Annotated in this window: 24 protein-coding genes; 11 read left to right on the forward strand and 13 right to left on the reverse strand. The window is 64.1% G+C overall.

Annotation, left to right across the window (positions count from 1 at the left end; genetic code table 11):
- Window positions 1-58: 58 nt before the first annotated feature.
- On the reverse strand, window positions 59-739 hold the full coding sequence (locus tag FJW05_RS19415) for a ceramidase domain-containing protein (RefSeq protein ID WP_140634915.1): 681 nt from the start codon (window positions 737-739) through the stop codon (window positions 59-61).
- 184 nt (window positions 740-923) lie between these two features.
- Here FJW05_RS19415 and FJW05_RS19420 point away from each other — a divergent pair, with 184 nt between their 5' ends.
- Window positions 924-1,718: a thioredoxin family protein gene (locus FJW05_RS19420; RefSeq protein ID WP_140634917.1), complete on the forward strand. Its 795-nt coding sequence runs from the start codon at window positions 924-926 to the stop codon at window positions 1,716-1,718.
- Between the two features lie 557 nt (window positions 1,719-2,275).
- The gene (locus FJW05_RS19425; RefSeq protein WP_140546946.1) at window positions 2,276-2,662 is read left to right on the forward strand and encodes a DUF2794 domain-containing protein; all 387 of its coding nucleotides are present in this window, start codon (window positions 2,276-2,278) and stop codon (window positions 2,660-2,662) included.
- A 118-nt stretch (window positions 2,663-2,780) separates the two neighbouring features.
- On the opposite strand, the gene FJW05_RS19430 is transcribed toward FJW05_RS19425, so the two are convergent.
- From FJW05_RS19430 to FJW05_RS19445, 4 genes are all read right to left on the reverse strand, one after another.
- On the reverse strand, window positions 2,781-3,353 hold the full coding sequence (locus FJW05_RS19430; protein WP_140634968.1) for a GNAT family N-acetyltransferase: 573 nt from the start codon (window positions 3,351-3,353) through the stop codon (window positions 2,781-2,783).
- 217 nt (window positions 3,354-3,570) lie between these two features.
- The gene (locus FJW05_RS19435; RefSeq protein WP_140546944.1) at window positions 3,571-4,311 is read right to left on the reverse strand and encodes a Bax inhibitor-1/YccA family protein; all 741 of its coding nucleotides are present in this window, start codon (window positions 4,309-4,311) and stop codon (window positions 3,571-3,573) included.
- A gap of 246 nt (window positions 4,312-4,557) precedes the next feature.
- Complete coding sequence (locus tag FJW05_RS19440; protein WP_140634919.1) at window positions 4,558-7,113, reverse strand: ABC transporter permease; 2,556 nt, start codon at window positions 7,111-7,113, stop codon at window positions 4,558-4,560.
- 4 nt (window positions 7,114-7,117) lie between these two features.
- Window positions 7,118-7,813: an ABC transporter ATP-binding protein gene (locus FJW05_RS19445; protein WP_140634921.1), complete on the reverse strand. Its 696-nt coding sequence runs from the start codon at window positions 7,811-7,813 to the stop codon at window positions 7,118-7,120.
- 82 nt (window positions 7,814-7,895) lie between these two features.
- Between FJW05_RS19445 and FJW05_RS19450 the strand changes: the two genes are divergently transcribed.
- Entirely contained in the window at window positions 7,896-8,540 is a 645-nt protein-coding gene (locus FJW05_RS19450; protein WP_140546941.1) for an arylesterase, read from the forward strand.
- A gap of 118 nt (window positions 8,541-8,658) precedes the next feature.
- Window positions 8,659-9,252 carry an RNA 2',3'-cyclic phosphodiesterase gene (gene thpR, locus FJW05_RS19455; RefSeq protein ID WP_140546940.1) on the forward strand — a complete coding sequence of 198 codons (594 nt, stop codon included), beginning with the start codon at window positions 8,659-8,661 and terminating at the stop codon, window positions 9,250-9,252.
- On the opposite strand, the gene FJW05_RS19460 is transcribed toward thpR, so the two are convergent.
- Window positions 9,159-9,638, reverse strand: coding sequence for a low molecular weight protein-tyrosine-phosphatase (locus tag FJW05_RS19460; RefSeq protein WP_140634923.1), 480 nt, complete (start codon window positions 9,636-9,638; stop codon window positions 9,159-9,161). The two genes, thpR and FJW05_RS19460, sit on opposite strands and share 94 nt — an antisense overlap.
- A 188-nt stretch (window positions 9,639-9,826) precedes the next feature.
- Between FJW05_RS19460 and FJW05_RS19470 the strand changes: the two genes are divergently transcribed.
- The 3 genes from FJW05_RS19470 (at window position 9,827) to FJW05_RS19480 (ending at window position 11,745) form a co-directional block, all read left to right on the forward strand.
- A complete protein-coding gene (locus FJW05_RS19470) occupies window positions 9,827-10,120 on the forward strand; it encodes a 4a-hydroxytetrahydrobiopterin dehydratase (protein ID WP_095769998.1) in 294 nt (97 codons plus the stop codon).
- A 502-nt stretch (window positions 10,121-10,622) separates the two neighbouring features.
- Entirely contained in the window at window positions 10,623-10,985 is a 363-nt protein-coding gene (locus tag FJW05_RS19475) for a YkvA family protein (RefSeq protein ID WP_140634925.1), read from the forward strand.
- 256 nt (window positions 10,986-11,241) lie between these two features.
- On the forward strand, window positions 11,242-11,745 hold the full coding sequence (locus FJW05_RS19480; protein WP_095769999.1) for an invasion associated locus B family protein: 504 nt from the start codon (window positions 11,242-11,244) through the stop codon (window positions 11,743-11,745).
- Between the two features lie 67 nt (window positions 11,746-11,812).
- Here the strand turns inward: FJW05_RS19480 and FJW05_RS19485 are convergent, their stop codons facing one another.
- Both FJW05_RS19485 and FJW05_RS19490 read right to left on the reverse strand, forming a co-directional pair.
- Complete coding sequence (locus tag FJW05_RS19485) at window positions 11,813-13,159, reverse strand: chloride channel protein (protein ID WP_140634927.1); 1,347 nt, start codon at window positions 13,157-13,159, stop codon at window positions 11,813-11,815.
- Between the two features lie 189 nt (window positions 13,160-13,348).
- A complete protein-coding gene (locus tag FJW05_RS19490) occupies window positions 13,349-13,648 on the reverse strand; it encodes a hypothetical protein (protein ID WP_140634929.1) in 300 nt (99 codons plus the stop codon).
- Window positions 13,649-14,183: 535 nt separating this feature from the next.
- Between FJW05_RS19490 and rlmN the strand changes: the two genes are divergently transcribed.
- Both rlmN and FJW05_RS19500 read left to right on the forward strand, forming a co-directional pair.
- Window positions 14,184-15,416, forward strand: a complete 1,233-nt coding sequence (gene rlmN / locus FJW05_RS19495) for a 23S rRNA (adenine(2503)-C(2))-methyltransferase RlmN (protein ID WP_140634931.1) — start codon at window positions 14,184-14,186, stop codon at window positions 15,414-15,416.
- Window positions 15,413-15,880 (forward strand): hypothetical protein, encoded by a 468-nt coding sequence (locus FJW05_RS19500; RefSeq protein ID WP_140634933.1) that lies wholly within the window; start codon window positions 15,413-15,415, stop codon window positions 15,878-15,880. The genes rlmN and FJW05_RS19500 overlap by 4 nt, the downstream gene beginning before the upstream one ends.
- 57 nt (window positions 15,881-15,937) lie before the next feature.
- Here FJW05_RS19500 and FJW05_RS19505 read toward each other — a convergent pair whose 3' ends face one another.
- From FJW05_RS19505 to FJW05_RS19515, 3 genes are all read right to left on the reverse strand, one after another.
- The gene (locus FJW05_RS19505; RefSeq protein WP_140634935.1) at window positions 15,938-16,537 is read right to left on the reverse strand and encodes a short chain dehydrogenase; all 600 of its coding nucleotides are present in this window, start codon (window positions 16,535-16,537) and stop codon (window positions 15,938-15,940) included.
- A complete protein-coding gene (locus FJW05_RS19510) occupies window positions 16,534-16,890 on the reverse strand; it encodes a MerR family transcriptional regulator (protein ID WP_140546501.1) in 357 nt (118 codons plus the stop codon). Before FJW05_RS19510 ends, FJW05_RS19505 begins: the two co-directional genes overlap by 4 nt.
- A 101-nt stretch (window positions 16,891-16,991) precedes the next feature.
- Entirely contained in the window at window positions 16,992-17,633 is a 642-nt protein-coding gene (locus FJW05_RS19515) for a LysE family translocator (protein WP_140634937.1), read from the reverse strand.
- Between the two features lie 432 nt (window positions 17,634-18,065).
- Here FJW05_RS19515 and FJW05_RS19520 point away from each other — a divergent pair, with 432 nt between their 5' ends.
- The gene (locus FJW05_RS19520) at window positions 18,066-19,286 is read left to right on the forward strand and encodes an argininosuccinate synthase (protein ID WP_140634939.1); all 1,221 of its coding nucleotides are present in this window, start codon (window positions 18,066-18,068) and stop codon (window positions 19,284-19,286) included.
- Window positions 19,287-19,452: 166 nt separating this feature from the next.
- Here the strand turns inward: FJW05_RS19520 and FJW05_RS19525 are convergent, their stop codons facing one another.
- Window positions 19,453-19,737 (reverse strand): GIY-YIG nuclease family protein, encoded by a 285-nt coding sequence (locus FJW05_RS19525; RefSeq protein ID WP_140634941.1) that lies wholly within the window; start codon window positions 19,735-19,737, stop codon window positions 19,453-19,455.
- A 290-nt stretch (window positions 19,738-20,027) separates the two neighbouring features.
- Complete coding sequence (locus tag FJW05_RS19530) at window positions 20,028-20,831, reverse strand: lytic transglycosylase domain-containing protein (protein ID WP_140634943.1); 804 nt, start codon at window positions 20,829-20,831, stop codon at window positions 20,028-20,030.
- A 363-nt stretch (window positions 20,832-21,194) separates the two neighbouring features.
- On the opposite strand from FJW05_RS19530, the gene FJW05_RS19535 reads away from it, so the two are divergent.
- Window positions 21,195-21,800, forward strand: a complete 606-nt coding sequence (locus FJW05_RS19535) for a DUF1236 domain-containing protein (protein ID WP_140546505.1) — start codon at window positions 21,195-21,197, stop codon at window positions 21,798-21,800.
- Window positions 21,801-22,220: the final 420 nt, after the last annotated feature.

The raw sequence follows: 22,220 nt of genomic DNA on the forward strand, positions 1-22,220 counted from the left end.
CCCTACTGCCTACTGCCTACTGCCTACTGCCTACTGCCTACTGCCTACTGCCTACTGCCTACTGCCTACTGCCTACTGCCTTCGCTTTCCCAAACCGCGCCGTCGCCGCCAGCAGCACGGCCAGCATCAGCCCGTTGAAGACGTGCCAGAGGAAATGCGTGCCGAGCGGGAAGCTGGGACAGACCAGCGGATCGATCATGCGGCAGATCGCCGAGACGACGAAGATCGCCGATCCGGTCAGATTGTACCAGCCGGCCCGGTTGCCGGTGGCCGCCACCCACGCCCCGAAGAAGGCGAGCGCCAGGAAAGGCGGCAGGTAGTTCGTCGTGCCGTTCGAAGCCTGGCGCAGCCAGTCCGGCACGGCGAAGGCAATCAGGCCGGCGACGACATAGAAGGCGACGAAGACGAGGATCGCCTTGCCCCACTCCATGCCGAGAAAGCGCCGCAGGTTGAACAGCGTGTAGGCCAGCGTGAAGCCGGCGATCGGCAGGATATCGGCCCAGATCGTGCCTTTGCTGGCGAAGGTATGGAACAGGGTCGAGCCGATGCCGATCGCCACCACCCACCAGGCCAGCACTTCGGCGAAGGTACCGGTCTTGTAGCGCTGCACCTGCCAGACGCCCCACAGTCCCGCGGCAATGAACGCCAGGTTGGTCAAAGCATTGGCCGGCTCCGCCCAAAGTCCAGGCCCCGTCCGTTCGCAATAGAGATCGACAGGCGTCAGGAGAGTTTGCCACATGGTGAGGATGCTGCCCCCGAATCGAACCGCGCCTTGAAATGCAGCCGCCCCTCCTATTGCGCGCTTGCCTGCGGCTGCAACAGCAAAAATTTCACCGCAACGTGACTTCCCGTTGACTGGCGCTTCTGCCACACATTTTAGCAATCAGAACAAGGTCGGCGTCACCGGCGGGAATTGGAAAGTCATGGCAATTCAAGGACGATTGCGGCTTGCGGCACTGGCGCTGGCCCTCACGGCGTTGGGCGGCGTGGCCCTTGCAGCCGAGCCCGGAAAGGCCGTGATGGATAAGCCGCGGACCGACAACGCCGAAATCGACAAGCCCCTGGGCGTGGTCGAATTGTTCACCAGCCAAGGCTGCAGTTCCTGTCCGCCGGCCGACGAGCTCTTCGCCGAGCTCGCCGGCAAGGACGACATCATCGCGCTCGCCTACCACGTCAATTACTGGGACTACCTCGGCTGGCAGGACACGCTGAGCACCAAGGAGAACACCGAGCGCCAATATGACTATATGCGCGCCTTCGGCAGCCGCTCGGTCTACACGCCGCAAGCGGTCATCAATGGGCGCAGCCACGTCAACGGTGCCAGCCGCAAGGATGTCGACGGCGCCTTGGCCCGGATGGACCGGACCGGCGAGGGCATGCGGGTCGGCATCAAGGTGAGCCGCACCAGCGACCGCGTCATGATCGACGCGGGCGATGCCGGCAACGGCCCGACCGACGCCCATGTGGTGATCGTCTATTTCGATCCGCCGCAGATGGTGAAGATCGGCCAGGGCGAGAACAGCGGCCGCAGCCTGACCTACTGGAACGCCGTTTCCGACATCCAGACCGCCGGCATGTGGCACGGCAAGGCGCAGCGCTACGAACTGCCGATGACCGAGATCGCCAAGAAGGGCGGCTGCGCGGTGCTGCTGCAGTCGGTCGGCAAGGACGGCATGCCGGGACCGATCCTCGGCGCCGCCTTCATCCGCAAGCCATAAACCCCTTCTCCCCTTGTGGGAGAAGGTGGATCGGCGCGCAGCGCCGAGACGGATGAGGGGTGTTCCAGCAGAGTGAGACGTTGGCGTTCCCTGGAGCACCCCTCATCCGGCCGCTTCGCGGCCACCTTCTCCCACAAGGGGAGAAGGGAGAGTTCTGCCGAGCAATAAAAAACCGGCGTCAGCTTGCTTCTGACGCCGGTCATTCAGGTTTTGGGATCGTCGCACCTGATTTTTCCAAGGAAAAACCGAGGTTGGTTCGATCCGACGCTGACCCGTGGGCGGGGGGCTTGGGGTTTACGAGCCGGTGCCGGACCGAACCGTCTCAGGCAACGACCGTAAATTCGTCGGACATTGGGGCATGAGCGCGGATTATTTGTGGCGAGAATGTGGCGGAGCATCACCAATTCCAACATGTGTTTCGCAAACGTGACTGGACGTTTGGGAAAACGCGCGACCCCGCGCGTGTTCGGCCGGCCTGCAATTCCATCGCGCCCTTGCAATTCCCTTATGAAAGCGCGAACCTTGGCCGGCGCATGATTCAATCGAAGGATCGAGGCATGACCGATCACAGCGGCGGGACGGAGGATGGGGAAGCATCCGGAATATTGATCCCGTTGCACGAGGCGCGCAACGCACGCCTCGACCAGCCGGTGCGATTCGACCGGCGCGAGCTCGACCAGATCCTGAGGCTTTACGGACGCATGGTTGCGGCCAATGAATGGCGCGACTACGCGATCGACCATCTCACTGATCGCGCTGTCTTTTCCGTCTTCCGCCGGGCCAGCGAAGTGCCGCTGTTCCAGATCGTCAAGGACCCCAGGCTGGCGCGCCGGCAAGGCGCTTTCGCCGTCATCGCCGCCGGCGGCCGCATCCTCAAGCGCGGCCAGGAACTCGGCCGCGTGCTTGGTGTCTTCGATGCCAAGCTTAAGGTTGTCGAGGCGTGATCCGGAAAGAAGAGGAACTGGAGAACTGAAGAATTGAGGAACTGGAGAAAAGGAAGAAGGCGGCTAAATCGGCCCTGAATGCCTTTCCAATTCTCCAATTCCCCAGTTCTCCAATTCCTCAATTCCCCATCCCCCGAAACCTTCGCTCCGGCAGCGAATCCGGATCGGGCGGCAATTCCGCGCCGCCATTCAGCGAAAGCTGCATGAACACCGTGTCCAGCCAGCGTCCATGCTTGTAGCCGGATCCTTCCAGGCGCCCGGAATGGCGGAAGCCGAGCTTCTCGTGCAGCCGCACCGAGGCACTGTCCGCGTGGCCGTCGCCGATGACCGCGATGATCTGGCGGAAGCCCGCCGCGCGCGCCGCCTCGATCAGCGCACGCATCAGCAGCAAGCCCACGCCCTGCCCCTTGGCCTCCGGCGCGACATAGACCGAATCCTCGATGACGAATCGGTAGGCGGGGCGCGGCCGGAACGGCCCGGCATAGGCATAGCCAAGCACGATGCCGTCCTTCTCCACCACCAGATAAGGAAAGCCGCCCGCCGCCAGGTTGTCGAATCGGTTGCCCATTTCAGCGCGGCTCGGCGGCTCCAGCTCGTAGCTTGCCGTACCGTGCGTGACCGCATCGGCATAGATTTCGGTGATTCGGTCGAGGTCGGCCGCGATGGCAGGTCTGATGACAATGGTGCTCATAATTTGTGCAGTTCTCTTTGCTGCCTCGATAACAGCAGAGGACTGCGCGAAAAGAAAGGGCGGCCGTTGGGCCGCCCTTCGCAAATCTATGGTCCACTGAAACCAGGGTAACCGCCCTCAGAGCAATTCCAGGAAAAGTGTGCGCGGTTTTCCGTCCGGAATTGCGTTAAACAAGAAGATAGAGTGGTTCGCCGTTTCCGTGAAACGGCGAACTGCTCTAGCGGCGGTCGCCCATGAACTGCAGCAGGAACATGAACAGGTTGATGAAGTCGAGATAGAGGCGCAGCGCGCCCATGATCGCCTTGCGGCCGGCGACGTCAGCGACGTCACCCTCGAAATACATCTCCTTGATCTTCTGCGTGTCGTAGGCGGTCAGGCCCGCGAACACCAACACGCCGATCGCCGAGATAGCGAAAGCGAGCGCCGACGACTGCAGGAAGATGTTGATCAGCATCGCGATCAGCAGGCCGATCACGCCCATGATCAGGAACGAGCCGAACGCCGACAGGTCGCGCCTGGTCGTGTAGCCGTAGAGCGACAGGCCGCCAAAGGCCGCGGCCGTGGCGAAGAAGGTCTGGGTAATGCTGGTGCCGGTGTAGACGAGGAAGATCGTCGACAGCGACAGGCCGACAAGGCCGGCATAGACCCAGAACGTGGCCTGCGCCGCGCCCACGCTCATCGACTGGATGCGGAACGACAGGAACATCACGGCGGCGAGCGGCGCCAGGATGACGACCCAGCGGAACGCGCTTGCATAGATCAGCTGGCCGAAAGCGGTCAGCTGGCCGTCGCCGGTGATGGCGAGCTGGAAGGCGCCCCAGGCGGCAAGGCCGGTGATCAAAAGGCCAAGCCCCATGAGGTTGTAGACTTTGATCATGTAGGCGCGCAGGCCCTGATCAATATCGACGCGCGCGCCGGGGGCGGCGGACGTCTGGTAGTTGCGAATGGGATCAGCCATTGGAAATCCTCTGTTGCTTCTGCCCCGTCCGGTGACAGGTCTTTTGAGACCAGGCGCCGCTGGCGGGGCTCCAGCATGCCTGCGCAAAATATGAGCGTTCTCGACGTCAAGAACAAGACGGTAACGAGGCGCAACGCTTCGTGAGATGGCAAAAGGCCGCTTTTCGGGTCTTTCGGGCGGCATTCTTACAAAAATTTAACCGGGCTTACAAAGATTTAACCGGGCGGGCGGCTCTCGGCCCCTCCGTCAGAGGTTGCGCAGCACCGGCGCTGCCTTGTGGCCGAGCACCCGCCAGGTGCCGGCAAGGCCGATGCCGACGGTGACCGCCAGCGAAACCAGGATCGTCGCCACCGCCACTTCCGGCATGAAATGCGACGGCAGCGTCATGATATGCGCGACCACGAACCAGGCGGCGATGCCGCCGGCGACGAGCGCGAACAGCGCGGTCGCAAGGCCGATCAGCATATATTCCAGGGAGAAGGCCGCAATCAGCGTCCTGCGCGTCGCGCCGAGCGTCTTCAGCACCACCGCGTCGTGGATGCGCGCCCGGTTGCCGGCGGCCAAAGCGCCGGAGAGCACCAGCACCGAGGCGATCAGCGCCACGCCGGCCGCGGCGCGGATCGCCGTGCCCAATTGCGCGACCAGCCGGTTGACGATGTCGAGCGCGTCCTTGACGCGCACCGTCGTCACCGCGGGAAAGGCGCGGGTGACGGCGTTGAGCAGCCTTGCGTCGTCAGCCGTGGTGGCTTGTTTGTCGGTCAGTGTCGCCAGCCAGCCATGCGGCGCCCCGGCAAAGGTGTTGGGCGAGAACACCATGACGAAATTGATCCCCATCGTCTCCCACTCGACCTGGCGGAAATTGGCGATCTTCGCCGCGACATTGCGGCCGAGCACGTTGACGGTGACGGTGTCGCCGAGCTTCAGCCCGATCGCCTTGCCCTCCTCGGCCGAAAACGACACCAGCGGCTCGCCGGAATAATCCTGCGGCCACCACGCTCCTTCGGTCAGCGTCGCGTTGTCCGGCTTTCTCGCGTCATAGGTCAGGCCGCGGTCGCCGCGCAGCACCCAGGCGCCGTCGGCCGGGATCTTCACCTTGTCGACATCGACGCCGTTGAGCGCCATGATGCGGCCGCGCAGCATCGGCACCTTGACCAGCGTTCCCCGCGGCGACTCCTTGCCGACAAGGTTGGCGAAGGCATCGACATCGCTGCTCTGGATGTCGACGAAGAAGAAGTTCGGCGCCCGCTCGGGCAGGCTGCCGGAGATCTGCCGCCTGAGATTCCCATCGATCAGCGCCAAGGTGACGAGAAGCGTCAGCCCGAGGCCGAGCGACAGCACCACCGAGGGCGTCAGCGCGCCGGGACGGTGGATGTTGCCGAGCGCCAGCCGCAGCGACACGAAACGCACGCGTGGACTTTTCCTAGCGGCCCATTGCACCAGCGTCGCCACCAGCCGCAGCACCAGGAAGGCGAAGACCGTGGCGCCGACGAAGATCGAGGCGATGCGGTAGTCGTTGGCTGAAAGGATCGCCAACGCCGCCAGCGCCAGCACGATCGCGAGCGCCGCGCCCGTATAGGGCAGGCGCGGCAGGCCCCGGCTTTCAAAGCCCATTTCGCGGAACAACGCGGTTGCCGGCACGTCGCGGGCGCGGCCGAGCGGCAAGAGCGCGAAAGCCAGCGTCACCAGCAGGCCGAATAGCGCGGCAAGAGCAAGCGCGCCGGGATAGAAGCCGCCTTGCGCCGGCACGGGGATGACCGACTGCAGCAGCGCGCTCGCCACGAACGGCATCGCGGCGCCGACGATAAGACCGAGCACGATGCCGAGGCCCGCGATCAACAGGATCTGCACCAGATAGACGGTGAAGACGAAGCCGCCCGAGGCGCCGAGGCTCTTGAAGGTGGCGATGACGCCGCGTTTGCCGTCGAGATAGGCGCGCACGGCGTTGGCCACGCCGACGCCGCCGACCACCAGCGCCGTCAGCCCGACGAGCGTCAGGAACTGCGAGAAGCGCTCGATATTGGCGGAGAGCGCGGGGGCGGCGTTGCTGCGTGTGCGGATCGACCAGCCGGCCTGCGGGAAATCCTTCGCGGCTTGAGCCTGGATATCCTTGATCCGCGCCTCGGACGTCCCCTCGGGCAGCCGCACCTTATATGCGTTCTCGACCAGGCTGCCGAGCTGCACAAGGCCGGATGCCGCAAGGCCCTGGCGCGAAATCATCAGCCGCGGCGCGAAGCCGAAACCGTCCGAGACCGCATCGGGCTCGCTGACCAGCCTCGCCCGCAGTTCGAAAACGGCGCCGCCGAGCTTCAGCCTGTCGCCGATGTGGAGGTTGAGCCGGTCGAACAACAGGTCGGGCGCGGCGGCGCCGAACACGCCGGATCTTTCGCCGAACAACTGCTCCTTCGGCAGCGCCGGATCGGTTTCCAGGGCGCCGAAGAGCGGGTAGGCGTCGTCCACGGCCTTCGCCTCGACCAGCGCCTGGTCCGAGCCGTCCTCCAGCCGTGCCATCGAGCGCATGCCGGAATTGAACGAGACCGCGCCGAGGCCCTTGATGAAGCCGAGCTCCGCATCCGAAGCGCTGCGCTGGTTGACCTGGAAGCGCAAATCGCCGCCGAGCAGCGTCTGGCCCTGATTGGCGACGCCGGCCGAGATCGCTTGCGCCACCGAATTGACGCCGCCGATCGCCGCGACGCCCAGCGCGATGCAGGCCAGGAAGATCATGAAGCCGGACAGGCCGCCGCGCATCTCGCGCAGCGAGAAGCGGATGGCGAGCTTCAGGGTTCGAAGCGAGGAGGCCGCCATGCCTCTATGCCGTCACTTTGAGCAAAGGCGCATCCTCGATCCGCCCCGAACGCATCGACACCTGGCGCGCGCAACGCCCGGCCAGCGCGGGATCATGCGTCACCAGCACCAGCGTCATGCCGCGCTCCGCCGCCTTGGCGAACAGGAGATCGGCGATCTGCTTTCCCGTCACCTGGTCGAGATTGCCGGTCGGTTCATCGGCGATAAGAATGCGCGGCGACGGCGCCAGCGCCCGTGCAATCGCCACGCGCTGCTGCTCGCCGCCGGAAAGCTCGCCCGGATAGTGCGTCACGCGGTCGCTCAGGCCGACGGCCGCGAGCTCGCGCGCGGCCACGCCGAACGGATCGGAATGGCCGGCAAGCTCGAGCGGCACGGCGACATTTTCCAGCGCCGTCATATTGGGGATGAGATGGAAGGACTGGAAGACGATACCGATGTTTCGCCCCCGAAACGAGGCAATCTGATCCTCGCTTTTGTCATTGATCAGCTCGCCGGCGATCCGGACTGTGCCCGAAGCGACCCTTTCCAGGCCGGCAAGGACCATCAGCAGGGTGGACTTTCCCGAGCCCGACGGACCGACAATGCCGGTCGCTTCGCCGGCCGCCACGTCGAGGCTCACGCCCTGCAGCACATGGACGGATGACGCGCCCTCGCCGAGCCTCAGCGATATGTCCCTCAGCGCGATGACGGCTTCTGTCACAATGAAAGCGCCCTACATGTGAAAAAAGGAGACGGCCGCTGTCTCCTCCCTTGGATTGTTCCGGTCATATGGGGCTCGCCGCATGGCTTTCAAACACCGTTTTGCCGCAGCCCTCATCCTTTTCCTCGGCCTTTGCGCCGCCATCTCGCCGGCGCGCGCCGCAACCTTCACCATAGTCGGCTTCGGCGACAGCCTGATGGCTGGCTACAGCCTTGGACCCGGCCAGGGTTTCACCGACAGGCTGCAGGCGGCCCTGAAGGCAAAGGGCCTCGACGTCGCCGTCGCCAATGCCGGCGTGTCGGGCGACACCTCGAGCGGCGGGCTGGCGCGGCTCGACTGGTCGGTGCCGGACGGCACAAGGCTGGTGATCCTCGAGCTCGGCGCCAACGACATGCTGCGCGGCGTCTCGCCCGAGATCGCCGAGAAGAACCTCGACGCGATGCTGGGCAAGCTGAAGCAGCGCAACATCCCGGCGCTTCTCGCCGGCATGCGCGCCGCTCCCAATCTCGGCGCCGACTACCAGAAGGTCTTCGACGCCATCTATCCGAGGCTTGCCGAAAGATACGGCGTTCCGCTCTATCCGTTCTTCCTCGACGGCGTCGCCGGCCACCCCGACCTGCAGCTGGGAGACGGCCTGCATCCCAATCCCCGGGGTGTCGACGTCATGGTCGAGCGCATCCTGCCCGTGGTCGAAAAGGCGATCGCCGACAATGGGGGGCCATCATGAGTCCGTAATGCCACGCTTTCCGCTGGGGAAACTTTGTGGACAACAAACCTCTTGCCCCGCGCCAATATCGATGATTCGCTAGGAACGAGAGTTTCGATTCGAGGACAGGAGGCTTCACATGCCACGTCTTTTCACCGCCCTCGAAATTCCGCGTGATGCTGCTCTCTCTTTGTCCCTGCTCCGGGGCGGGCTGCCCGGAGCGCGCTGGATCGACGTCGAAAACTACCACCTGACGCTGCGCTTCATCGGCGATGTCGAGGGCCATGTCGCCGACGAGATCGCCAACGCCCTCGACCGCGTCGACCGCCCGTCTTTCCAGCTCACGCTCGCCGGCGTCGGCGCCTTCGGCGGCAAGAAGCCGCATGCGGTGTGGGCCGGCGTGTCGGCCTCGCCTGACCTGACGGCGCTGCAGGGCGAGATCGACCGCATCTGCCAGCGGCTCGGCCTGCCGGCCGACCCACGCAAGTTTTCGCCGCATGTGACGCTGGCGCGTCTGCGCAATGGGAGCCCGCTCGACGTCGCGCAATATCTTTCGGCGCGCGGCAATTTCGCGGCATTGCCCTTCCGCGTCGGCCGCTTCGTCCTGATGTCGTCGCGCGATTCGGTCGGCGGCGGCCCCTACATCGTCGAGGAAGCCTGGCCGCTGGTCGGCGAAGCGCTGGCCCCGAGCCGCTTCGCCAGCGCATCCGACGCCTCGCGGATCATGCGGTAGACCGAGGCGAAGGCCTCGGCGCCGTCGTAATAGGGATCGGGAACGTCCACTGCCTTTCCCGCGGCAAAATCCAGATAAAGATGGATGCGGTCGTGCGCGGCCTGCGGGGCCAGCGCCTTGAGGTCGCGCACATTCGCCTTGTCCATGCCGAGGATCAGGTCGAAACGCGAAAAATCCTCCGGCAGCACCTTGCGCGCCCGCTGTCCTGAAATGTCAACGCCGTGCCTTGCCGCCACCGCGATCGAGCGCCGGTCCGGCTCCTGGCCGGCATGCCAGCCGCCCGTCCCGGCCGAATCGATCACCAGACCCCGTTCCTCCCCGCCCTCGCCCAAGACCGCTCGAAGCACGCCCTCGGCCAGCGCATCGGCCCGAAAATCGGAATCGATTTTCGGAAAAGCACGATGCGCCGATTCAAAGTGTTAGAGCGTCCTTTGCGCGTCCAAAGGACGCGCGGCGCTCTAACGGCGAGCGGCAGATGTTGCCAAGGCAGACGAACAGAATGGATTTTATGGGCTTTGCGCTCATCGATCCGGCGCTATGGTTGGATCATCTGCGAATAGCACAGGGACCGGACATGAACAGGGAAAAACTCAACAAGGAAGCGATCGTCGCCGCGCTTGCGGAACTTGACGGCTGGTCGCTCGCCGCCGACGGCGCCTCCATCAAGCGCAGCTTCGTCTTCAAGAATTTCTCCGAGGCCTTTGCCTTCATGACGCGCGTGGCGCTGGCGGCCGAAAAGATGGACCATCACCCGGACTGGTCGAATGTCTACAAGACCGTCGACGTGACGCTGAACACGCATGACGCAGGCGGCGTCACGGCGCTGGACATCGAGCTCGCCAAGCGGATGAACGTCTATTTCGGCTGAGGGCGAGCGGACTTCGTCGTTCCAGGGCGGAGCAAGGAGCGAAGCGACGCGCGCAGACGCTGGAATCCATTCCGTGGCCTACGAGCGTCGGGGCAGTGCAGAAAGCGGCGAACATTCGCGATTGGCCGAAGCCTCTCAACCTCGTCATCCGCGGGCGGAGCGACGCGAAGCGGAGCGCAGACCCGAGGATCCATTCCGTGACCTTGGCCGAAGAGCGCAGCGGAGCAGAATTCCGCATCGTGGCAACGCCTCGACGTCACGGAAAGGATTCTATGGTCTGCGCGCGTCGCTTCGCTCCTTGCTCCGCCATAGAATGACGACGGGAGGAACAATCCGACCAGTCTCCAACGTTGCGATTGCCAACTCGGCTTACACAATTGTCAGCGCTGCCAAATTCGATTTTTAGGTCGACACACCCCCAAACTCTTGCAGCAGCCCCCCGCTTTCACCACATCTGTCGCCGCAGGCCGGCGTGCGAGGACGCGCGGCCAGGGAGCGACTGATGGCGCAAGGTACCGGTTTCGACTTCTTCGGCTTCGGCGACAAGCTCGCCGGCGAGGGCGAGGTGCGCGAAAAATTCTGGCGCACCGCCAAGAAGGCGGCGCGGCAGATTCCGTTCATGGACGAGGTTGTCGCCGCCTATTATTGCGCCATGGACAGGGACACGCCGCTGCGCGCCAAGGGTATCCTGCTCGCCGCGCTCGGCTATTTCGTCCTGCCGGTGGATTTCATCCCCGACTTCATCTTCGGCCTCGGCTTCACCGACGACCTTGCCGTGCTGACGGCGGCGATCACGGCCGTCAGCGCCCACATCACGCCTGCGCACAGGCAGGCGGCCAAAGAGGCGCTGGCGGACAAGAGCTGATCCCGGCTCGCTTCAGGCCCGCAATCGGCGCGGGCGAAAAGACAAACTCTTGCCGTTTTCGTGGCATCCAACTCCGCGCCGGGACGTCGCGCCGGCATCAATCCACAGTGGCGGCGCGGATGGTGGCGGTTTCCTGGGGTGGGTTCCTTTTCTTCGAGGACAATTCACCGTTTGGTAACCCTGATTAAATCAAAATGAAGCGACGGCAGGACGCCACGCGGCCCGCCTCCGCACCATTTGGAATACGGGAAGAACGATGCGCGGATTGATTGCTATAGTTTCCAGCCTGGTCCTGGCGGCCTCGGCGGCGCCGGCGTTGGCGCAGCAGGCAACCAAGATCGGCCAGCACAACGCCTGGGGCACCTACAGCTATCAGTCGGCCGCCGGCAAGGTCTGCTATGTGCTGACCGTGCCCACCGACAAGCAGCCCCCGTCGCTCGACCATGGCGACATGTTCTTCTTCGTCAGCCAGCGGCCCGGACAGCAGGTCTCCTACGAGCCTCAATTCATCGCCGGCTACAACTTCCAGGAAGGCTCGAAGGCCACGGTCACCATCGACAAGAAGAGCTTCTCGATGTTCACCCGCGGCAAGTCGGCCTGGGTCGAGAACGCCGCGGAAGAGCCGGTGCTTATTGCCGCCATGAAGACGGGCTCCGACATGAAGGTGCAGGCCAAGTCCGGCCGCGGCAACCCCACTTCCTACGTCTTCTCGCTGAAGGGCATCTCGGCCGCGCTGGCCTCGATCGCCAAGTGCAAATAAGCGGGAACCGCGTTCGAACCTGACGCAAGGCCGGACATCATGCCCGGCCTGTTGTTTGGGATGGCGCTCAGCCCTGTGCCGGAATCTCCGCCCGTCGCCGCCGGATCGCCTCGGCGATGAAGACGCGCGACAGCGCGTGGTAGAGCGGTTCGTTGGAGATCAGCCGCGCCGTGCCGTAGCCGAGCATCGCCGCGCACATCAGCGCGATCACATTGTCGTGGTTGCCGGTCATTTCCAGGATGATGACGAAGGCCGTCATCGGCGCCTGCACGACGCCGGCGAAATAGCCGGCCATGCCGAGCAGCGCCGCGGTTCCCGTGGCCGTGCCGAAGACCAGGCCGAGCGTGCTGCCCAGCCCCGCGCCCACCGCCAGCGACGGCGCGAAGAGGCCGCCTGGAATGCCCGATACCATCGACAGCAGGCCGGCGGCGAATTTCTCGACGAAGAAGAAGGCCGGCAGCGGCGTGCCTTCGATCGCGCCGCGCGCCTGCGTGTAGCCCGTGCCGAAGGTCGATCCTCCGGAGGCGATGCCGATCGCGGCGACGGCCAGGCCGCAGACAGCCGCTACGACCAGCGCGCGCGGCAGCGGCTGCAGCGCATTCCAGCGCCGGATGCGGCGCATGACTTTCAGCGCCAAGAGCGAGAACAGCGCGCCGACACCGCCGCCGATGATGCCGCAGGCGAGCACCAGCGGCCAGTCCGTGGCGAAGGCGACCGTGTCCCTGGCGACGCCGAAATAGGTGTAGTTGCCGAGCAGCCCGAGCGAGGCGAGGCCGGCCAGGATCACCGCCGTCAGCACCAGCCCGTTGGTGCGCGCCTCGTAGGCCCGGCCCATTTCCTCGATGGCGAAGACGATACCGGCAAGCGGCGTGTTGAAGGCGGCGGCGATGCCGGCGGCGGAGCCCGCCAGGATCAGGCCACGCGCCTGCGCCATGCCGCCCCAGCGCGCCGCCTGCAGCATCAGCGAAGCGCCGACCTGCACTGTCGGGCCCTCGCGCCCGATCGAGGCGCCGCAGGCGAGGCCGACGATGGTGAGCGCGATCTTGCCGACCACCAGCCTGAGCGACAGGATGTGGCTGCGATCGTCCTCGTCGCGCAGATGCCGCGCCGCGATCGCCTGCGGAATGCCGCTGCCTTGCGATCCCGGAAAAAAGGAATGCGCAAGCCAGGCGCAAAAGACGAAACCGAGCGGCGTCACGACGAGCGGCAGGTAGAAGCGCCAGCCGCCGTCATTGCCCGTCATGACATGGAACAGGGCTTGCGCCCGGTCGGCGAGCAATGCGAACAGGACGCTGATCAGGCCGATCGAGATGGCGCCGGCCCAGAAGACGAGGCGCGGCTGCCAGACGCGCCGCGACATCCACATGGCGTGGGAACGCCGCAGCATGCGGGATTTTCGCGATATGCCGGCCATGACCGTCCTCTTGATGGTCACCCGCCCTAGCACACTCGCCGGGCCGATCAACCCGCGAGGGCGAGCCCGACACTATCGCAGTCAGGTCAAGGAACGGTGCTCATGAGTCGCGGCACAGGGCATGCCGGATGGCGGATAACCCGCCGGCGCACCGGCCGGCGGGGAGGTCGGCACGCGGGATCGGCGAGGTCACATCGCCATTTTTTCACATTCGGCCTGGGCCTTCTTGGTCGACGTGTCGACCATGTAGGCCTTGCCCTTGGCGTCGGTGATCATCATCATGCAATGCTTGATCGGCTTGGCCATCTTCATCATGTCGGCGCTCATCTTGGCGTCCGGCATCATGGTGCCCATGTGGCCGTCCGGCATGATCGCGGTGACCTGCCCGCCCTTCATCATCGTCATGGCGCCCATCGTGTCCTCGGCAAAAGCTTGCGAGGCGCAAAGACCGGCGAGGCCGGCAATGAGCGCGAACTTGATCGAGTGCATTGAACAACTCCCATTGTTGAGGGGCATGGTCGCCCCTTTCAGGTTCGCGCACGCGTTTCGATTGATTACGCCAACACGAAGATGTGATCGGTTTTCAGGTGGCAGCAGCCGGCAGCGTTCCGCCCCTGGCCCAGGCAGGTGTCATAATTTGTTGACCTCTGCGCCAGTCATCCCGCTGCTTTCCATTCCAGGGTTCTTCTTCCTGCATCCAGAAGACGGCCAGCAAGTCAGCGACCATCGCCGCAAGGCGGATGCTCAAGCGTGAGGGCCATCGCCAGTCGCGGCTCCTCCTTCTCCCCTTGTGGGAGAGAGGTGTCGCCGAAGGCGACGGATGAGGGGTGCTCCAGGGAAAGCCAGCGTTTCACTCCGCTGGAACACCCCTCATCCGTCTCGGCGCTGCGCGCCGATCCACCTTCTCCCACAAGGGGAGAAGGGCAAAGCGCACCCATGACTCCGGCGCCGAGCTGTGCTATGCGCCGCGCTTCCTGGCGGCCGGTGCTGAAATCGGCCGCAAATCGCTTATATTGGCGCCACCATGACCGTTTCGCTTGATCTTACCGCCGAAGGCGCTCGTGATGCCTTGCGCCGCGCAGCACCGGCCGAGAAGCCGTCGCTGATCGGCCTGACCCGCGCCGAGCTCGGCGAAGCGCTTGTCGACGCCGGCATTGTGCCCGAGCGCCAGGCAAAAATGCGCGCCCAGCAGCTCTGGCACTGGATGTATGTGCGCGGCGTTTCCGACTTCGCGCATATGTTCAACATCTCCAAGGACCTGCGCGCCGTGCTCGACAGGCATTTCACCGTCGCCCGGCCCGATATCGTCGAGGAGCAGATCTCTGCCGATGGCACGCGCAAATGGCTGTTCCGCTTTCCGCCGCGCGGCGCCGGCCGTCCGGTCGAGATCGAGACCGTCTACATTCCCGAGGAAGGCCGCGGCACGCTCTGCATCTCCTCGCAGGTCGGCTGCACGCTGACCTGCTCCTTCTGCCACACCGGCACGCAGAAGCTGGTGCGCAACCTCACCGCCGAGGAGATCCTGGCGCAATTGCTCACCGCGCGCGACCGCCTCGGCGATTTCCCCGACCGCGACACGCCGGACGGCGCCATCGTGCCGGCAGAGGGTCGCAAGGTGTCCAACATCGTCATGATGGGCATGGGCGAGCCGCTCTACAATTTCGAGGCGGTGAAGAAGGCGCTGCTGATCGCCTCCGATGGCGACGGGCTGTCGCTGTCGAAGCGGCGGATCACGCTGTCGACCTCCGGCGTGGTGCCGGAAATCTTCCGCACCGGCGAGGAGATCGGCGTGATGTTGGCGATCTCGCTGCACGCCACCAATGACGACCTGCGCGACCTGCTGGTGCCGATCAACAAGAAGTTCCCGCTGAAGGAGCTGATCGCCGCCTGCAAGGCCTATCCCGGCCTCTCCAACGCCAAGCGCATCACCTTCGAATATGTGATGCTGAAGGATGTCAACGATTCCCTCGACGACGCCAAGGCGCTGGTGAAGCTCTTGAAGGGCATTCCGGCCAAGATCAACCTGATCCCGTTCAACCCGTGGCCCGGCACCAACTACCAGTGCTCGGACTGGGAGACGATCGAGAAGTTTGCCGACTACATAAACAATGCCGGCTATGCTTCGCCGATCCGCACCCCGCGCGGCCGCGACATCCTCGCCGCTTGCGGCCAGCTGAAGTCGGAGTCCGAGCGCATGCGCAAGGTCGACCGGCTGGCGCTGGAAGCCATGATGATCGCAGGGCACGGCGAGGCGTGAGGCGCCTCGTCGCCTACATCATTCGCTTCGCCGTCATCCTGATCGGCTATGTCGTCGGCTCGCTGGCGGCGAGCGCCTTCCTCAACATCCTGGTCCTGGCGCATCTGGGCTACACCCCGGCCGATCCGCAGCCGACGGCCACCGCGTCGCTCTATTTCTCGGTGCCTTTCGTGGCGCTGTTCGTCGCCTATTTCGCCTTCATGCCGGCGGCGGTCGTCATTTTGATCGCCGAGGTGCTCGGCCGGCGCGACTGGCTGTTCTACGCGCTCGGCGGCGCCGTCATCGCCGTCGTTTTCCTCGGCTTCGTGCCTAATGTGGGCGACGCCAATTTCGACGTCACCGAAACCAACGCCAGATTGGCCGTGATCGGCGCCGGCATGGTCGGTGGCATCTTCTACTGGATCTCCGCCGGCCGCTGGGCCGGAAGCTGGCGGCGCGAGCCGTTGCTTGATCCGCTGGCTTAAGCGTGGGAACGTGCCGGCCAGCCCGCCGGAACACTCACTGGCGCATGCCGGAGCAGCCTATCCGATAACGATCACCTTTCCGGTGATGGCTCCCTCGACGCTCTTCGCGTAGGCAAGACCGACCCGTTTCGAAGAAACGGGTTCGTGGCCGGGAAACCATTCTCCATAGCGCGGCGCGGAAACGTCCAGAAGCCCCGGGCTCACCACGTTGATGCGCAGACCACGCGGCATTTCGATTGCCGCGCCGACGACGAAGCCGCCAAGAGCGCCATTCGCCGTCGCAGCCGCCGCCCCCGTTCGGATTGGATCGCGGTCCAGCACGCCGCTCGTCAAGGTGAAGGATCCCGCCTCGTTGACGATATCAAGTCCCGCCAGGACCAGATTGACCTGCCCCAGCACCTTGTTCCTGAGGCCGAGCATGAAACTCTCTTCCGTATAATCGTGCAACGGGCTGAAATGAACGTCGCCTGCTGTCGAAACGACGGCATCCACTTTGCCGCAACTTGCATACATGGCATCGACCGATGCGCGGTTCGCCATGTCGACCCGGATATCGCCGCTGGAGCGCCCTGCCCTGATGATCTCGTGGCGACTTTCCAGCTCGGCGCACACGGCTTTGCCGATGTCGCCCTCGGCACCGACAACGACAATCCTCACGACGCCGCGATCTCGTCATACCGCTTCAGCTTGTGCGCAAGGATTTCGGCACAACGGTCCAGGACCACGCGTTGCTTGTCGAGCTGTTCGGAGTGGCCCAGAAGAATTCGCCTTCGCTCTGGGATCGTTTCGTTGCCCCTTTGGTAGAGGCACGCAAAGTACCGCATCGTTTCCATCCGCATGCCGGTGTCGCGCAGGGACGACAGCAGGACGAGCCAATCGACGTCCACCGCCGAAAAGCGACGCTTGCCATCTCTTCCGCGTTCGACCGGCGGAAGCAGCCCCGCCTTTTCATAGTATCGGATGGTATCGATACTGAGTCCGCTGGTGGACGCAGCCTCTGAAATCCGCATGCCTTGCCCTTGGTTTACACTGTGCAGACCAGGCTACCGTCCTGGAGTAACTCCAGGTCAAGGACTTTTCTCTGAAACAGCGCCGGAGGGGCGATGGAAGCCTACTTCGCCTGCGCGGTCAGGATCTTGAGCGCGAAGGCCGAGAACACGCCGCCGAACAGGTAGTCGACCACACGCGTCACCCGCGGGCTTGCCTTCATCGCCGCCGAGAACTTCTCCGCCGCCAGCACCATCGGCGCCGTCACCGGGATCGACAGCACGATGAACATCACGCCGAGGAAGAACAACTTTCCGGACGCATTCGGATCGTGCGCGGAGACGAATTGCGGCAGAAAGGTCATGAAGAACAGGATGATCTTGGGGTTGAGCAGGTTGACCCCGAGCCCGGCCGCCCAGCTGCGGAACAACGAGACCTGCGGTCCGGTTTTCTTCACCGGCGAAAAAGCCGAGCCCTTGGCGATCGCCTGAAAAGCCAGGAACACCAGATAGCCGGCGCCAAAAATCTTCAAGATGAAGAAGGCCATCGGCGAAGCGACGATCAGCGCCGAGATGCCGACGACCACCAGGGTGGTGTGGATCAGTGTGCCGCAGAGCGCGCCGACCATGGAGGCAAAGCCGGTGGCGCGGCCCTGGCTCAGCGTGCGCGACACGAACAGCGTCATGTCCGGCCCAGGCGTGATCGCCAGGATCACCGTGGCGATGGCGAACTGGATCAGCGTCGAAGTGTCGGGAATGAAGGACATGGGGAAGCCCCTGCGGGAAGACTGGTTTCTATAACGCAGCTGCCTTGCCGATGCCAGCGACTGGTCGGCGCAGCCTCTGGTCCAGCATTGGCAACAACCAGCCTCCAGGACGCTTTCTTCAGGCAATCGTTGATGTCGGCGCCGCCCCTCATTGCCGTGCCGGGCATTTCTCCCCGTTTACGGGAAGAAAGAGGCCGGCCGCAACCTTGGCGCATCCCTGCAACGTTGGAGATTGGCGAAAGCGACGATGACAGCCCCTTCTCCCCGTTCACGGGGAGAAGATGGCGGCAGCCAGATGAGGGGCGGCGCAAACGTCCAAAGATTTCTAACTGCAGCCTCTGAGCCATAGCACGCGGCTGTTCGTCTCTTGCGCCGCCCGGAAAGGCCGTGATACCTCGCCCGCGAAGTTATTTTCCCGCGGAACCGCCAAAAATGTCCAAAACCAAGAACGTCAAGAAAGTCGTGCTCGCCTATTCCGGCGGCCTCGACACCTCGATCATCCTGAAATGGCTGCAGACCGAGCTCGGCGCCGAAGTCGTCACCTTCACCGCCGATCTCGGCCAGGGTGGTGAGCTCGAGCCGGCGCGCCGCAAGGCCGAGATGATGGGCATCAACGACATCCGCATCGTCGACGTGCGCGAGGAGTTCGTCGCCGACTTCGTCTTCCCGATGTTCCGCGCCAACGCCGTCTATGAAGGCACCTACCTGCTCGGCACCTCGATTGCCCGGCCGCTGATCTCCAGGCACCTGGTCGATATCGCCAAGGAAACCGGCGCCGACGCCATTGCCCATGGCGCCACCGGCAAGGGCAACGACCAGGTCCGCTTCGAGCTTTCGGCTTACGCGCTCAACCCAGATATCAAGGTGATAGCGCCGTGGCGCGATTGGTCGTTCAAGTCGCGCACCGACCTTCTCAATTTCGCCGAGCAGCACCAGATCCCGGTGCCGAAGGATAAGCGCGGCGACGCGCCCTTCTCAGTCGACGCCAACCTCCTGCACTCCTCCTCCGAAGGCAAGGTGCTGGAGGATCCGTGGAGCGAGCCGCCGGAATTCGTGCATCAGCGCACCGTCTCGCCGATGGATGCGCCCGATGTCGTCACCGAGATCGAGATCGAATTCCTCAAGGGCGATCCGGTCGCGCTCAACGGCAAGAAGCTGTCGCCGGCCACCATGCTGGCGGCGCTCAACGACCTTGGCCGCGACAACGGCATCGGCCGCCTCGACTTGGTCGAGAACCGTTTTGTCGGCATGAAGTCGCGCGGCGTCTATGAGACGCCCGGCGGCACCATCCTGATCGCCGCCCACCGGGCGATCGAATCGATCACGCTCGACCGGGGCGCTGCCCACCTCAAGGACGAGCTCATGCCGCGCTATGCCGAGCTCATCTATAACGGCTTCTGGTTCTCGCCCGAGCGCGTCATGCTGCAGGCGATGATCGACAAGAGCCAGGACGATGTCGAAGGCACCGTGCGGCTGAAGCTTTACAAGGGCAATGTCATCGTCACCGGCCGCAAGTCGAAGAAGACGCTCTATTCCGATGCGCTGGTCACCTTCGAGGATGACCGCGGCGCCTACGACCAGAAGGATGCCGAAGGGTTTATCCGACTGAATGGATTGAGGCTGAGGACGCTGGCGGCAAGGAACCGTCGCTGACGCTGCTGATCTCCCCCCTTGCGGGGGAGATGCCCGGCAGGGCAGAGGGGGTGCTGTCCCGCCCACCGATTCTTCGTCATTCTAGGGCGGAGCAAGGAGCGAAGCGACGCGCGCAGACCCTAGAATCCATGCCGTGACGCCTGAGCGCCGCCACGGTGCAGAACGCTCACCAGCCAATTCCGCGAAAGAGCTCGAACCACTCCGGATTGCTCTTCTCGATCAGTTCAACCTTCCATCGGCGTGGCCAACGTTTCAATGGCGTCTCACGCTGGATGGCATCAGCGATGTCGAAAAATTCCTTGTACCAGACGAGACGCTGCACGCCGTAACGGCTGGCGAAGCCGAGCCTGGCCGGTCTTGTGCTCGGGATCCGACGCGCGAGGTCGTTGGTGACACCGATATAGATCGTGCCGCCTTTCTGGCTTGCTGTCATGTAGACATAGCCTGTCATGTTGCGATCTTAGCTGGTGCTGTCGCCAACGGCTATTCTGGACGGCAGCAGTCTACGGCCAATGTCACGGCATGGATTCTAGGGTCTTCGCGCGTCGCTTCGCTCCTTGCTCCGCCCTAGAATGACGAAGGTTAGGTCGCCACTTCACGCGCAAGAACCCCTCTGTCGCCTGCGGCGACATCTCCGCCAGGGCCCCGAGGGAAGTGATTCCCACTTCCCGGTTTTCGCCAATCTCCAAGCCAAAAAAGCCCGGCGCGTGGCCGAGCTTTTCCGTGGAATGACGATCTCGATCAGTTCGCGTCAATCGCCTCGGCTATTTGGGCGATGGCCTGCTGGTAGACGCTTGCCGAGTTCCAGCCCGCGATCGCGCCCATATTGGCCTCATAGCTCGCGCCGGCATGCCAGCCATGCGCCTTGAGATAATTGGCGGTGGAAGCCAGCGCCGTGTTGCGGTCGCGCAGGTTTCCGCTGCCGACGCCATATTTCAGCACATTTCCGGGCAGGAACTGGGTGTGGCCGATCTCGCCATGCATGGCGCCGACCGAGGAGGCGCTCAGCGCGCCGCGATCGACGAGCTTCAGCGCCGCGATGGCATGCGGGGTAAAATAGTCCGGGCGGCGGCAGTCATAGGCGAGCGTCAGAATGGCCGACACCGTGTTCTGGTTGCCCATCGAGGCGCCGAAGCCGGTTTCCATGCCCCAGATGGCGAGCAGCACGCCCGGCGGCACGCCATAGGTCCGCTCGATATTCGCGAACATCGCCGCGTTGGCCTTCTTCAGCGCGCGGCCTCTCGAGATGATCGCGGACGCCCCGCGGCGTTTCATGAAAGCCTCCACCGAGCCGCTGAAAGCCTTGTGGATGGCGCGATCGGCCGAAATCGTCCTTGTCGCGTAGGTCGCCCCCTCCAGCGCCGAAAGCCCCCTTTGGCCGACGCCTTCGGCTCTGGCCTCGGCGGCAAAATCCTGCTTCCAGGCGTCGAAGCCGGCGCCATTCTTGCCACAGCTGGCCGCGGCTTCAGCGCCTGTCGCCAGCCCAAGCATCGCCACCACCGCCGCGGCGCCCGCGAAAATCCTTCTTTTGGCAAAAAATGCCATGTCCTTCTCCTGGTTGCCTTGAATCACGTCCCGGTGGCGAATTTGCCAGCGAAACGCCCGGTTGTCACCGCCCTCGCTGGGGACGTGACACCCGACACTGGCGAAAGAAGGGCAATTTGCCCGCGATCGGCCATCAGGTGTGGCGGACTTGCCTCATGAAGACGTCGATATCGTGGTTGTTGCCGCCGGTCCGACGGGACTTGCCGCGGCTAAAGCGCCTTGCGCCCGCTCACGCCGTTTTGACCGGAACCCCGAGAAATCGTGGAACAAATCGTGAGCGGCGGAAAGGCGCTTTAGCCGGAACGCATTAAGCCTTGGTTTCGTTTCCGACCGCGAGGGAGAGTGGAAAAACGGAGTGAAACCATGAAACGCGTACTGTTTCCGGCGCTTGCCGGCGCGCTGTTCGCCATGTCGGGCGCGGCCTTGGCCGACACTGCCGTCTCGGCGGTGGCCGATCTCAATGTGCGCGCCGGCCCCGGCCCGCAATATCCCGTGATTGGCGTGCTGGCCGCCGGCCAGTCGGCAACGCTCACCGGCTGCATCGAGAACAGCAAATGGTGCACGATCGCCGAAGCGGGCGGCAATGGCTGGGTCTATTCCGACTATGTGACGGGCGATTTCGGCGGCAGCCGGGTCGTGCTGACACGCCGGCCGGCCAATGCCGGCATCGCCGTCGTGTCGCCGCCGACCGATAACATCTACACCACGGACAGCTACACCGGCGCCATCGTTCCCGGCGACGACACCATCGAGTCGATCGGCAGACCGCCGGCCGAGGTCGGCACCTATGTCACCACGCACCGGGTCGATCCGGTCTATCTCGAGGGCGAGGTGGTGACCGGAGCCACGCTGCCCGACACGGTCGAGCTGCGCGAGATTCCCGATTACCGGTATCGTTATGTCTATGTGAACAACCAGCCGGCGCTGGTCGACCCCGGCACGCGGCGCATCGTCTATGTGATGCGCTGATTGTGGCCAAGAGACAAACGGCCGCCGGGATGGCGGCCGTTTGCTTGCGTGCTGGGCGCTCACGGTTGCGTCGGTGCAATCCCGCATAGCCGCACACGTTGGGGATTGGCCGAACCGTCCGAACTTCGTCATCCACGGGCGGAGCGGGAGCGAAGCGGACGCGGAGACCCGAGGATCCATGCCGTTACCTTGGCCGAAGAGCGCAGCGGAGCAGAATTCTGCACTGTGGCAACGCTCGGAAGTAACGAAATGGATCCTCGGGTCTGCGCCGCGTCGCTTCGCTCCTTGCTCCGCCCGTGGATGACGAGATAGCGTTCCAGCCAATCTCCCACCGTCGTGATCGCGCGTTAGTGTTCCGTGGTACGAATTCGAGTTTCGTGCCCTCAACGCGATCCAGTCAGGCCCGGCTCAAAGCAAGGT

Source organism: Mesorhizobium sp. B2-9-1, from assembly GCF_006439455.1.
In the GTDB taxonomy this organism is placed as follows: domain Bacteria; phylum Pseudomonadota; class Alphaproteobacteria; order Rhizobiales; family Rhizobiaceae; genus Mesorhizobium.